This window comes from Streptomyces sp. NPDC086989 (genome assembly GCF_044745505.1).
GTDB lineage: Bacteria > Actinomycetota > Actinomycetes > Streptomycetales > Streptomycetaceae > Streptomyces.
Genome location: NZ_JBIVAL010000008.1, coordinates 442,629 through 455,448, shown reverse-complemented (window position 1 = coordinate 455,448; position 12,820 = coordinate 442,629). Strand labels below are relative to the sequence as shown.

Genomic DNA, 12,820 nt, shown 5'->3' with positions numbered 1-12,820 from the left:
ACTGGCGGGAACCGCAACGACGTCACTCAGCTGATGCCGTTGCTGAACAAGATCCCGCCGGTCGCCGGCCTGGTTGGCCGACCCCGCAGGCGGCCAGACATACTCCTGGCCGACCGCGGCTACGACCATGACAAGTACCGCCGCCTGGTCTGGGCGACCGGGGTCAAACCGCTGATCGCCCGCCGCGGCGTCCCGCACGGCTCCGGCCTCGGCGTCTACCGGTGGGTCGTGGAGCGGACCATCGCCTGGCTCCACGGCTTCCGCCGGCTCCGCATCCGATGGGAACGACGCGACGACATCCACGAGGCCTTCCTCGGCCTCGCCACCTGCCTCATCACCCACCGCCACGTCCGACGCCTTTGTTAGGACCTCTGAGTGGGCTTCACCCTCGGGTGCCGCGAGTGCGGCAAGGAAGCCCCTACTCGCACCCGGGCCGAGGACAGCGGGTCAGGGTGCTCGAGACGGTTCCGGAGGGCGTCGGCGACGGTGGGGCGGCTCAGTTGACATCGTGCCGGGTGCCGTCGGCGACGGCGACGGCGACGGCGACGGCGACGGCGACGGCGACGGCGACGGCGACGGCGTGGAGCTTGTCGGGGTTGGCCACGTTGTGAAGGCCCGCGCCGGCGGCCGGAGCGGTTCTCGGCGAGCGCAGCTACGACCGCGACAAGTACCGTCGTCCCGCCTGGGCCCTGGGCGTGAAGCCGGTGATCGCGCGCCGCGGCGTTCCCACGGCTACGGCCTCGGTGTGACCGTTGGGCCGTGGAGCGGAACTTCGCCCATCTCCACGGGTTTCGCCGCCAGCGGATCCGCTGGGAAGTCCGCGACGACATCCACGAAGCCTTCCTCAGCCTCGCCTGCGCACGCGTTTGCCGGCGATGCCTGAATTCATTCCGAAAGCAGCTCCAAAGGCTGTCCCGTAAATGCTCTTCGGACGGGCTCCGCGTCTTTGCGACCATCAACCGCCGCTGCGATCAACAGCTGGCTCCCCCGTTCGGCGGATCGTGACGTCCGCATGGCCGACGCCCTCTCGTCGGAGGTTCGGCGACGGTGGAGTCATGCCGGTCAATCTTGCTCTGGGCGACACCGAGCGTCCGGTTCCCCGCTGCGCGCTCCGGTTCGCGAGGGCCCTTCCGTTCGTCGTCCTGCCGCACGGCCTGTGACGGCTGCCGTCACCGTGAACCGCCTCCAGCTGCGCAGCACCAAGCAGATGGTCGACCTGACGTCGTGGTCGGGTCAGTTGATGGATTCGCCGTCGTGGCTGCCGCCCGCGCAGATCCACCGGCCGGAACCGGGGTCGTACTGCACCGTTCCATGGGCGTGCCGGCAGCCCGGCTCGTCGATACCGGGTGCGGCAGCCTGCACGGCGGGCGCCACGGCACCGAGAGCGGCCAGGATCGCGGCGGCGATGAAAGTGAGAAGTCGTGTACGCATGGGAGTTCCTCTGAGAATGAGCGACACCAACACGTCATGACCAGCTTCACTCAGGACAGTGTCATGCGCACCCTGGCGTGTGGCCTCCTGGTTGGGGGCGGTGTGGGGGCGCAGACCTGCTCCAGAGGCGCCGTCCGCGAACAGACGCCAGGCTGGTGTTATGGCGAACATGCCCGAGGTAACCGTAGGGCCGCCTGATGATCTTGGCTGGCGCAAAGTCTCGCTCAACGGCAAGTGCACAGGCAAGGCGCGGTCTCCCGGGGAACTCCGAAGAATTCTGCAACGTGCTGGGCTGCCACCCGGGCACCCTGTCCACTGGCTCGGCGGAGACAGTCTCGTCTGGCCGGATAAAACGGCACAGCGGCGCATAGTGGGCAGTCTCATGTTCATCGGCTTCCTGTTGACCGCTGGACTGCTCCTCAGGGTCGGCTGGATGGACAGCCAGCGCGCCCTGACCTTTGGCGAGCGACTCGCCGGATATTCCGTACTGGCTGCAGGGCTGGTGGAGCTGATCGCCGCATTTGCCACCCTCGATTACTGGCGCCAACGGAAGCTAACCTATTCGGGGCCCCTCGTTCTGGTGGGAGTCGGGATCGTCTTCCTCTGCAGCTCCTCGCTCCTTCTCCTGCAGATCGGCGAGCGCTTTACCGGCTGCACGGTGGTCGGGATCTGCTTCCTCATAGGATCCATCTTGGCCGGGATTGAACTCATCAAGTCCCGGGCATGGAAAGGACTGCGCAATCCCCGGCGAATAGCGATCGGCGCGATCGTCCCTACCCTGATCGCCGGTATCAACCTGGCGTATACGCAGCTCTACGTACCCACCGTAACAGCTCCGCTGATCATGAGTGGCGCCGAATTCAGGGAGGTAAGCCTGGACAGCGCCAGGTCGGTACTGCACGTGACGGTCCATACTTACGTGAAGAATAACGGCAGCATTCCTGTCTACATTCTGGGCAGTATCTACTGGGTCCATGGTGGGCCCGCGAACGACATCACGCAAACCAGAAATCCCACCTCTAAATATAAATTGATCTACGATGGCGAATTCGTCACACCGGCGGGCCGCGAACTGGATCCGGGGGAAGAAATATCACAGGACTCGGTGGTCGACATCAAGAATCCCGATAAACTCGATTACGACACGCTCAGGGCCGAGACCGAGGTGTACGCGATCAGGAGAGACAGGATGACACTGCCTCCCGAGTACGGGCAATCTCGAACCCCCGTCGAGGTGCTCAAGAGGGAGGGCAAGTGGAGCCGCGAGGAACCCAAGGACGCAAAGTACAGAGATGAGTCCAAAATCTCCAACAGCAGCGAGATCCTCAACATCGCCCGAGGCCCGCAGTACATACGCGCGTGGACGCTGTCCTTCGGCAACTGGTCGCGCATAGACGTGGCCATATCGCCGCCGGGCAGCAGAATCACCCTCGACTCTCATGACCGCCACTACAAGCAGCGCCTCATCGACCGGTACGGCCTCTCGCTGGCACGTGGCTCCATGGACCAGACACCCTTCAAGATGCTCCTAAAAAAGGCCCGCTCCGCCGAGGGCCACCCGAGCTAGGAGCAGTCAGGGCAGTGACGCGCCGTCAGGCGGTGAGCGGTGTTCCTCCCGACAGGGACCAACAGAAGCGAGGGGTGTGAAGCCCAGCATGCCGCAGGGCTGCGCCGGGCCGAGCCGGTGGCGGGGTATCAGCAGCTTCGGCGGCTCGTCGTCGTAGTCCTCCAAGGGGGGAGACTCCGCAAGACCGATCGGCAAGTTCGACCCGCCACCGCTCTTCTCGCACCTGGACGCCGGGGGTGCGTCGGCGGAGGCAGAACACGCGCAAGGGCTTCCGGAGACACCCCGGATCGGTCACCCTGTAAGTCGGCGATTCGAGGATGCTGATGAGCGAGGGTGGGGACGTTCCGGACGGGCAACCGGCAGAGGTCGGACCCGCACCATGGCTGGCGCTGGCCTGCCTGGTCGGTCTGCTCCTGGCCTACCTCGTGCTGGCCAACTTCACCTCTGAGCTACGGGCAGCGCTGTGGGGCGAGCCCGGCACCGTGGCCGAAGCCAGCTGCCGGACGTACGACAACACCGTGGCCAACGCGGGAACGTCGACGTCCTGCTCGGGCACCTTCACTCCCGAAAACGGCGGCTCCTCGTTCACGGTCCCCGTTGAGGGCAACATCAGCTCGCGACCCGTCCATGCGTGGCTGGTGGACGGCACCTCCGGCACCGCGTACGTCTCACCCACGGCGTGGGCCGGAGTGCTCCCGGTGGGGCTCTCCCTCCTCTTGGCCGGCCTCCCGGTAGCGATCACGGTGAAGCACGTGCACCGCGTCGCCGCGCAGCGCACCAGCGTCCGTCTTCGAAGATCGAATCCAGAACGAGACTGAGGCGCCGGCTTACGCCGTCCCCGGGGCAGGAGGACCGCACGTACCTGCCCGGTGCGGGGGGCTCCGAGGGGGGCAACGGCGGAACGGGACCGGAATCATAGGGCTCGATGACCCGCCCAGGCGGCTGCCTTGCGCAGAACGGCGGTGCGACCGCGGTTCGGTACCGTCCACAACGTCTGTCCGCGCAGACCCCAGCGTTTGAGCAGGGCGTTCGCTGCCAGGAAGCCGGTCGTTGCCGCTCGTTCCATCAACGCGACCGGAAGGTCGCTACGCACAGCGTCACCGGCGACCACAAGGCCGGGGTCGGCAGTGCGGACCGTGGGGCGGTCGGCGTAGCCACCGATGGAGAACAGCGGGCAGTCCTCGCGCCATTCGTGGCGGACGTCGACGACCTTGGCGGCGCGGGTCTCCGGGTACACGCGGTGGAGCTGATGAAGGAGTTGCTGCTCCTGAGCGGTGCGCTGGGCAGCCGGGTCGACGGCGTAGGCATGGAGTTCCACCACGGAGCCCCCGGTGCGTGCTGCCCAGCGGGTGGCTTCGTCTTCCCATAGGTTCAGCACACTGATGTTGTCGAGGCCACCGAAGCCGCTGGTCCCTAGGAAGCCGGGTCGGTCGGGGGCGACGGGCCGGTCGAGCCACAGCCGGGTGACGAGGAAGGGCGGAGCCGGGCGCAGGCACGCCATGCGCTCCCGCCAGGCGGAGTCCGCCAGCCGCTCCGAGCGGGCTGCCAGGGACCGCAGGCCGGTGCTGTCGAGGGCGAGCACCACGGCGTCGTAGCGTCGTTCTTCGCCGTCCCCGGCCACTTCGAACCCGCCGTCGCGGGCGGGGGTGACGTTCTCGACGGGGCATCCGGTGCGGATGTCGGTGTGATGCCTTTCCAGGTATGCGGCCAGGGGATCCCACAGCGCAGCCGGGTAGGGCGAGCGCGGCACGTCGAAGAGCAGGCCTTCGGCCGATCCCAGGAAGTAGATGTGGAACATGAGCGCCATCTCGGCTGCGGACAACTCCCGCGGGTCGGCGAAAAAGCTCCGGGAGAAGACCTCGAAGGCCAGGTGGCGGGCCTGCTCGGGGAAGCCGATGGCTTCCAGTAGGTCGTGGGCGCTGATGTCGTCGAGGCGGTGGTAGACATCGGGTACACGGACGTCCAGCAGCGGCAGGGCCGCGACCGGATCTACGGCGCGCAGGTCCGCCGACCGGAAGGACGGGCTGAGGGCGACGAAGCCGAGCGCGCTCCATGGTGGGGTGCGCGGCACGTGTCGGAAGCTGTCACGCGGTCCGTCCGCGTGGAGCAGCGGATAGTCGGGCAGTTTGGTGAGGTTGGCCAGGACAGGGTCCGTACGACGGAGCAGGCCGCGCAGGTTGTAGTACTGCCGGAAGAAGGCGTGGAAGCCGCGGCTCATCGTTACGGGGCTGCCGTCGCGCAGCCGGGTCGGCCAGCCGCCTGCCCGGCCACCGAGGTAGGGCTCGCGCTCGTACAGCGTCACCTTCACGCCTCGCTCGGCCAGTGCGGTGGCGGCGGCGAGACCGGCGATCCCGCCGCCGATCACGGCTGCCGTGTGTCGGCCGTGTGCGTGGCGGGCTCCCGGATGGGCGGGCAGGATCTGTGCGCGTCGGTCCCTGCCGCGGCGCGCGGGAGGTTGCCGGGGGACGGGGCCGTTCATCGGGGGTCTGCCGGGCGTGTGGCCACGAAGGTGTGGGTGATGCCCGTCTGCCAGCCCGGCAGGGGCAGGGCGCGGACCTGGTCGAAGCCGGCTCGTCGGATCCGGGCGGCGAAGCGGTCGGCCGTATCGAAGTGGACGACGCTGTGCCACAGGTGGCGGTACAGGGGCCCGTCGCCCAGTAGGGTCGCCACGGGCTGGACGATGCCGCGGCACACCAGCGTCCACACCGCCCGGTCGGTGCGGCGGCCGCTGAGGCTGTATTCGTGCACGGCGAGCCGGCCGCCCGGTCGCAGCAGGCTGCGGACGGTGCCGAGGACGGCGTCGGGTGCGGTGAGGTTGCGGAAGAGGTAGGCGGCGAATACCGCGTCGAAGGGGCCGTGGATGCCCGTCTCGGTCAGGTGCTCGACCGGGGCGTGAACGAAGCGCACGGGGTGCGCCCACCGCTTGCCGGCGGCTTTCGCCAGCATGCCGGCCGAGGCGTCGGCGGCCGTGATGTCGGCGGCGGGGAGGACGGAGCGGATCGCGGCTGTCGAGGCTCCGGTTCCGCAGCCGAGGTCCAGGATCCGCAGCCCCTTCCCGGGTGCGGGCAGGCCGAGGCGCCGTACGGAGCGCCGCAGATGCGCGTGGTAGCCGGGGTTGGCGGCGACCAGTGCGTCGTAGGTGCGGGCGGCGTGGTCGAACGCGGCAGAGAGGTCCTCGTCGCTCAGCAGGGTCATACGGTCTCCAGGAACTGGTGGGATCGCAGTGGGGGCGGTCAGGGGGAAGGGGTCAGGGGAAGGGCCGGCGTGGCAGGAAGGGCAGCTCGGCGGCGGTGCGCAGCATGGGGCCGAACGGGGCGTGGCGGCCGACGGAGAGGTCTTCGAGCAGGTTCGTACGCCCGTCCAGGAAGCGCAGCAGCCGGGTCGGCGGGACGCGGGAGAAGAGTCGGCAGAACAGGTCGGGGCCGTCGATGCGGCCACGGTCCAAGGCGCGCAGGAGCACCGCGTCCATGGTGCGGGCCCGTATGGAATGGGCGGGTGGCGGAAGCGGTTCGCGGCCCTGCCGCAGCGCGGCGGCGACCGCCCGGGTCTGACGCTGGAGTCCGGCGAAGGTATATCCGGTGGACGGGCGGGTCGCGCCGCCGGCGGCGCCGATCCGGAACACCGACGCGCCGGCCCGCTGCGGCATGGGGGCGTCCGTCATGGGGATCAGGCCGGTTTCCGTCGCGATGATTTCCAGGTCGCCGAGAGACAGGACGTCTGCGGCGTAGTGCCGTAGCGCCGCCTCGTAGCCGCTGTCCGTGAGCACCCGGGGTGAGAACTCGGTGTACTCGACCAGGGCTTCCCGAGGGCCGGTGGGCAGGACGTAGCCGAACGAGAGCCCGTCGGCGGCCTGGGGGGTACGGAAGTCCATCAATTCGGCGGTGCTCTGGTCGAAGACGGATCGGGCCGTGCGGACGAACCATCCGTGGAAGTGCTGGAGCAGGCCGGTGCGGGCGGCCGGCAGGCTGTGCAGGGGACGCGAGTCGAACGCCCAGCGGGCCTCGAGTACCTCGTGGCTGCCGTCAGGCCGGGTCATCAGCACCCGGGGCCCGCCGGGGGTCTCTTCCACGGTGTCCACCGTCGCCTGGACGCGCTGCACGTTGCAGCTGGGGGCGAGGTCTTGGGCGATCAGGGATTCGAAGTCGTCGGAGCGGATCATCTTGTACCGCAGCGGTGCGATGTCCCCTTCGATTGCGGGCCCGACGGGCGGCCGTACCCGCAGGTGGCGCCATTGTGCTCGCATCGCCGCGTCGAACCGGCCGGGGCCGGACTCCCAGAAGCACCACGTGCGCGGGGCGGGGCGCATCGGGCCGGGCGGCGCATCGAGGAGGATCACGGACGGGGTCAGGGCTCCGGGTACGTGTCCGTTCAGGCGGTGGGCCAGGGACAAGCCGGCGGCGCCCGCCCCGATGATCGCTACATCCGCCTTCAGCACGGCTGCTGCCTCCGTCCCGCGTCGTAGTTGCTTCGGAGAGCGTTTCCTGCCACGGCGAGGAATCGGATGCGGTCCGTGCCGGGTCACCTGGTCAGGTGCGCCCGCACGATGGCATTCCCGCGCGCGTCCGGGTAACCGCTCCGGATTCGCATCCGTATCACGGGAAGGGACCGAAGACACGGATGCCAAGTAGTCGACAGCACGACGAGAGGAGCCAGGATGCTGCGCCGGACCCGGGCGAAGGACCAGCACGCGGCCGCACCGTCGCCCGCCCCCCGCCTGGTGGCCCCTGCCCGGCCCGCTGTGCGGCGCCGTCGGGACGGCCGGGCGGCCGCAGGCACGGACGGCGCGGACGGCGCGGACCCCGCGGACGTGGCCTCCGTGTCGGTCGATCCCGACGTCGTGGATGCGGACGTGCCCGCTGCGATCGGGCGGGCGCTGGAGCAGGTGCTCGCTGACCGGCTCACCCGGGCCGGCGTGCTGGACGCCGAATTCGCCGGTGAGCTGGGTGAGCGGGTCGCGCGCTTCACCAAGGAGGGCGGCAAGCGCACGCGGTCGCAGCTCGTCTGGTGGTCGATGCGTGCCTGCGGCGGCGACGACGAGGCGACGGCTGCGGCCGCCCTGCAGATCGGCGTGGCGCTCGAACTGATCCAGACCTGCGCCCTGGTCCACGACGACGTGATGGACGGATCGGCTCTGCGGCGCGGCCGCCCGGCATTCCACACCGAAGTGCGGGACGGGTGCGACGGTGATACGCCGCCCGGGCGCGCCGCGCGCTTCGGTGCGGCAGCCGCGGTCCTGGCCGGGGATCTGGCACTCGCGTGGGCGGACGATGTGGTGGCGGACACGGCGCTCGATCCGTGGACGGCGTCCGTGGTGCGCGAGGTCTGGAGCGACATGCGCACCGAGATGGTGGCGGGCCAGTTCCTCGACCTGCGCGGCCAGCTGTCCGCCTCACGCTCCCCGTCGCAGGCCCTGCGGGCCGCCCAGCTCAAGAGCGCCCTCTATTCGGTCGTGCGGCCCCTGGCGCTGGGCGCGGCGGTGGCCGGCGCGGACGGCCGGACCATGGAGGCGCTGTGCTCGGCAGGGCGCTACGTGGGCGCGGCCTTCCAGTTGCGCGACGACCTGGAGGACGTCTTCGGCGACCCGCAGCGCACCGGCAAGGACTGCGGAGGTGACATCCGGGAGGGGAAGCCGACCTATCTGGCGGCCTTGACGGTGGCGCGTGCCAGGGCGAAGGCCGACCTGCCGGCCCTGGAGGTGCTCGAACGGGCACTCGGGAACCAGGACCTGACGTGCGCCGGTCTCGATGAGGTGCGGGAGGTCATGGTGCGAACGGGTGCCCGGGCCGCTGTCGAGGCCAAGATCGACCGCCTGTCGGCCCAAGGGCTGCGTCACTTCGACGGCGCCCTGGACGTCGTGGGCCCCGCGAGCCGTTTGCGGGACCTGTTGAGCGCGCACGCCGCCCGCGCCGCGGCGCCGCCTCGTGCCCGCTCGCAACCCGCGTCCGATGCGCCGGTCGGCTCCGAGGCACGGGAAGGAGTGCGATGACTCGTACCGTGGACGGTCGTACGGACCGCGTGGTGATCGTGGGGGCGGGCTTGGCCGGCCTGTCGGCGGCCCTGCACCTGCTGGGCGCCGGGCGCCAGGTCACGGTGGTCGAACGCGACGACCTGCCGGGCGGGCGGGCGGGCCGCCTTGACCGCGGCGGCTACCGCATCGACACCGGCCCGACCGTGCTCACCATGCCCGACCTCGCCGAAGAAGCCTTCGCGGCGGTCGGCGACAGCCTGGACCGGCGGGTGGAGCTGATCCCACTGCACCCGGCCTACCGGGCATCGTTCGCGGACGGCAGCACCTTGGACGTACACACCGACGGCGAGGAGATGGCGTCGGCGGTCGAGCGGTTCGCCGGAGCCGGTGAGGCGGCGGGCTACCGGCGGCTGCGCGCATGGCTGGAGCAGCTCTACCGGGCTCAGATGCGCCGCTTCATCGACGTGAACTTCGACTCGCCACTGGACCTGCTGACCGGTGACCTCGCCCGGCTGGCGGCGCTCGGCGGCTTCGGGCGGCTGGACCGGCGCATCGCCGGCTTCCTGAAGGACGAGCGGCTGCAGCGCGTCTTCTCCTTCCAGGCACTGTACGCGGGCGTCCCGCCGGCCCGGGCACTCGCCGCCTACGCCGTCATCGCCTACATGGACACGGTGGCCGGGGTGTTCTTCCCGCGCGGCGGCATGCACGCTCTGCCCCAGGCCATGGCGGACGCCGCCGCCGACGCGGGCGCCGAGCTGCGCTTCGGCGAGCCGGTGACCGCGCTGGAGCGCGTCGGCGAACGGATCACGGCCGTCGTCACGGCGAAGGACCGCATCTCCTGCGACGCGGTCGTCCTGACCCCGGATCTGCCCTGCAGCTACCGGCTTCTCGGCCGCGCGCCCCGCAGGCCGGTGAAGATGCGGCACTCCCCCTCCGCCGTCGTGCTGCACGCGGGCACCGACCGCACCTGGCCGCAACTGGCCCACCACACGATCTCGTTCGGCTCCGCCTGGAGCACCACGTTCGACGAACTCACGCGGCAGGGGAAGCTGATGAGCGATCCGTCCCTCCTCATCACCCGGCCCACTGCCACTGACCCCGCTCTCGCCCCACCAGGCCGTCATCTGCATTACATCCTCGCGCCCTGCCCCAACACCGAAATCGGACCCGCAGGGGCTGCGTGGGGCGAGCTCGGCCCCCGCTACCGGACCGGCCTGCTGCGCGAGCTGGAACGGCGCGGCCTCCACGGCATCGAGGCCGCCATCGAGGACGAACACCTCGTCACCCCGGCAGACTGGGCCGGCCAGGGACATGCCGCGGGCACCCCCTTTTCGGCCGCCCACACGTTCCTGCAGACGGGGCCCTTCCGGCCCCGCAATCTGGTCCGGGGCACGCGGAACGCGGTCCTGGCCGGTTGCGGCACCACCCCCGGCGTGGGCGTGCCGACCGCTTTGGTGTCGGGGAAGCTGGCGGCGGCCAGGATCACCGGCGGCCCCCGGCCCGCTCCCGTCCGTACCACGGGGGTGGCGCGATGACGGAACGTGAACTCGACGCCGCGGGCATCACCGACCCGGTGCTGCGCGCGGCGTACCGCCGCTGCCGCGACCTCAACGCGGCGCACGGAAAGACGTACTTCCTGGCCACCCGGCTGCTGCCGGCCGAACGCAGGCCGGCGGTGCACGCACTGTACGGGTTCGCTCGGTGGGCCGATGACATCGTCGACTCGACCGATCCCGGCGCGGACGCCGGGCAGCGACGTGCACGACTGGCGGCGCTGCAGCGACGTCTGGACGAGGGGCTGCAGCGGGGGGACGGCGACGAACCGGTGGTGGCGGCCCTCGCCGACACCGCTCGCCGCTATGCCATCGATCACCGCCACTTCCAGGACTTCATGACGGCGATGCGCTCGGACCTTGTGGTGACGGCCTATCCCACCTATGCCGACCTGCGCGGTTACATGCACGGCTCCGCTGCCGTGATCGGTCTGCAGATGCTGCCCGTGTTGGGCACGGTGGTGACCCGGGAGGAAGCCGAGCCGCACGCGGCAGCTCTCGGGGTCGCCTTCCAGCTCACCAACTTCCTGCGGGACGTCGGTGACGATCTCGACCGCGGGCGCGTGTACGTGCCGTGTGATCTGCTGTCCGGGCACGGTGTCGAGCGGGAACTGCTGCACTGGTGCCGGCGCACGGGCCGCCAAGACCGCCGTGTGCTGGCCGCCCTGCGGGAATTCGAGGCACTCACCCGCGGCGTCTACCGAGAAGCGCGGCCCGGACTCGCCATGCTGGACCCGGTGTCCGTGCCCTGCATCCGCACCGCTTACATCCTCTACGGGAGCATCCTGGACGCCGTCGCAAGGGACGGCTATGCCGTGCTGCATCGCCGGGCCGTGGTGCCTCGCCGTACACGCGCGAGGGTGGCGGCGGGCGCACTGGCCCGGCTGACGGCGATCAGGCTGCGCCACCGCCGGTGCGCCGCACGGGTGTCCACCCCGGTGTCCGCCCCGGCGCCGTTGGTGAGGCCCGCCGACCCGGCGCTGCCGGTATCCGAGGAGGCCGTATGAATCGCGGACCGCGGGCACGCCGTACCCGGCTGCCCCTTTCGCTGCGCGGCAGGCCCCTCCCGTGGGAGCGGCAGGAGCCGACCTGGCGCGACGCGAGCCCGAACCTGATCGCGCAAGCGCTGAAGCGGGCCCAGGCCCGTCCGTCAGGGAATTGGTACGTCGTGGGAGCCTCTTCTGCACTGGGCGGCGACCGCCCAGTGGCCCGCACCGTAGGCCACCACGAGGTCGTGCTCTGGCGCGGCGCCGACGGCGGGCTCCGCGCCGGACCCGGTGTCTGCCCGCACCTGGGGGCGCCCCTTGCGGACAGTCCGGTCCGGTGCGGAACGCTCGTGTGCCATTGGCACGGACTCGCTCTGGACGGCACGTCGTTCGCGGGCTGGGAACCCTTGCCGGCCTTCGACGACGGCATCCTGTTGTGGGTGAGGCTCGACGAGGTCGGCGGGGAGGCGCCACTGGACGCCCCCGTCGTACCGACCCGGCCGGCTCTCGCCCGTGGGGTGGCCGCCGTGTACGAGGGCAGCGGCATCTGCGAGCCCGAGGATGTCGTGGCCAACCGCCTGGATCCGTGGCACGGCGCATGGTTCCACCCGTACTCGTTCGTCGATCTCACGGTCGTCGGCTCCCCCGGGGCCGACGAGACCGAGGATGGCTTTACGGTCAACGTCTCCTTCAAGCTGGCCGGTCGCCTGGTCGTGCCCGTGCAGGCGGTCTTCACCGCTCCTGAGCCACGCACCGTCGTCATGCACATCACCGACGGGGAAGGCGTGGGCTCGGTGGTGGAGACACACGCGACCCCCCTCGAGCCGGACGAGCGAGGCCGTCCGCGCACGGCAGTGACCGAGGCCGTGGTGGCCGTCTCCGACCGGCCGGGCTTCGCGCTCGCCCGCTGGGCCGCTCCGCTCCTGCGCCCCTTGATGCGTACTGCGGCGGCCCGGCTGTGGAGGGACGACCTGGCGTACGCCGAGCGCCGCTGGCATCTGCGATCCACACGCCGGTTCCCAGGGTGAATCGGCTCGTTCAAGCAGGCGAGCCGAGGGCGGCGCCGTTGCCGACGGCGGCCACTGGTCCACGGCAGGATCGTCTCCGCTCCCCCGGCGCCTTCACCACCCGGCGCCGTCAAGGGCCGGCCACCCCGCATCCGCAACCCACCCCCCGCCGATCAGGCAGGTCGTCAGGGGCCGGGGGGGGGGGCCCCCCCCGGGGGGGGCCGCGCGCGGGGGGGGGGCCCCCCCCCCCCCCCCCCCGCGCCCCGGCGCCCCCCCGGGCGGGGGTGACACAGAAAACGCCCCCCCCC

General features: G+C 70.7%; 11 protein-coding genes. 7 read left to right on the top strand and 4 right to left on the bottom strand.

What is annotated here, in order from left to right; genetic code table 11:
• A partial coding sequence (locus ACIPK4_RS22380) for a transposase (RefSeq protein WP_402315179.1) occupies positions 1-366 on the top strand: 366 nt, incomplete at its 5' end.
• Positions 367-1,233: 867 nt separating this feature from the next.
• Here the strand turns inward: ACIPK4_RS22380 and ACIPK4_RS22375 are convergent.
• Complete coding sequence (locus ACIPK4_RS22375) at positions 1,234-1,431, bottom strand: hypothetical protein (protein WP_371681433.1); 198 nt, start codon at positions 1,429-1,431, stop codon at positions 1,234-1,236.
• A 160-nt stretch (positions 1,432-1,591) separates the two neighbouring features.
• Between ACIPK4_RS22375 and ACIPK4_RS22370 the strand changes: the two genes are divergently transcribed.
• The gene (locus ACIPK4_RS22370; protein ID WP_402315177.1) at positions 1,592-2,998 is read left to right on the top strand and encodes a hypothetical protein; all 1,407 of its coding nucleotides are present in this window, start codon (positions 1,592-1,594) and stop codon (positions 2,996-2,998) included.
• A gap of 323 nt (positions 2,999-3,321) precedes the next feature.
• Positions 3,322-3,816 (top strand): hypothetical protein, encoded by a 495-nt coding sequence (locus ACIPK4_RS22365; RefSeq protein ID WP_402315175.1) that lies wholly within the window; start codon positions 3,322-3,324, stop codon positions 3,814-3,816.
• 95 nt (positions 3,817-3,911) lie between these two features.
• On the opposite strand, the gene ACIPK4_RS22360 is transcribed toward ACIPK4_RS22365, so the two are convergent.
• From ACIPK4_RS22360 to ACIPK4_RS22350, 3 genes are read right to left on the bottom strand one after another with little or no spacing between them, the layout of a single operon-like run.
• Positions 3,912-5,477: an FAD-dependent oxidoreductase gene (locus ACIPK4_RS22360; RefSeq protein ID WP_402315174.1), complete on the bottom strand. Its 1,566-nt coding sequence runs from the start codon at positions 5,475-5,477 to the stop codon at positions 3,912-3,914.
• Positions 5,474-6,193, bottom strand: a complete 720-nt coding sequence (locus tag ACIPK4_RS22355) for a class I SAM-dependent methyltransferase (protein ID WP_402315172.1) — start codon at positions 6,191-6,193, stop codon at positions 5,474-5,476. Before ACIPK4_RS22355 ends, ACIPK4_RS22360 begins: the two co-directional genes overlap by 4 nt.
• Positions 6,194-6,245: 52 nt before the next feature.
• Positions 6,246-7,433, bottom strand: coding sequence for a lycopene cyclase family protein (locus ACIPK4_RS22350; protein WP_402315170.1), 1,188 nt, complete (start codon positions 7,431-7,433; stop codon positions 6,246-6,248).
• Positions 7,434-7,655: 222 nt separating this feature from the next.
• On the opposite strand from ACIPK4_RS22350, the gene ACIPK4_RS22345 reads away from it, so the two are divergent.
• From ACIPK4_RS22345 to ACIPK4_RS22330, 4 genes are read left to right on the top strand one after another with little or no spacing between them, the layout of a single operon-like run.
• Positions 7,656-8,984 (top strand): polyprenyl synthetase family protein, encoded by a 1,329-nt coding sequence (locus ACIPK4_RS22345; RefSeq protein ID WP_402315215.1) that lies wholly within the window; start codon positions 7,656-7,658, stop codon positions 8,982-8,984.
• A complete protein-coding gene (locus ACIPK4_RS22340) occupies positions 8,981-10,501 on the top strand; it encodes a phytoene desaturase (protein ID WP_402315169.1) in 1,521 nt (506 codons plus the stop codon). Before ACIPK4_RS22345 ends, ACIPK4_RS22340 begins: the two co-directional genes overlap by 4 nt.
• A complete protein-coding gene (locus tag ACIPK4_RS22335; RefSeq protein ID WP_402315167.1) occupies positions 10,498-11,526 on the top strand; it encodes a phytoene/squalene synthase family protein in 1,029 nt (342 codons plus the stop codon). The genes ACIPK4_RS22340 and ACIPK4_RS22335 overlap by 4 nt, the downstream gene beginning before the upstream one ends.
• Positions 11,523-12,533 (top strand): DUF5914 domain-containing protein, encoded by a 1,011-nt coding sequence (locus tag ACIPK4_RS22330; protein WP_402315165.1) that lies wholly within the window; start codon positions 11,523-11,525, stop codon positions 12,531-12,533. Before ACIPK4_RS22335 ends, ACIPK4_RS22330 begins: the two co-directional genes overlap by 4 nt.
• Positions 12,534-12,820: the final 287 nt, after the last annotated feature.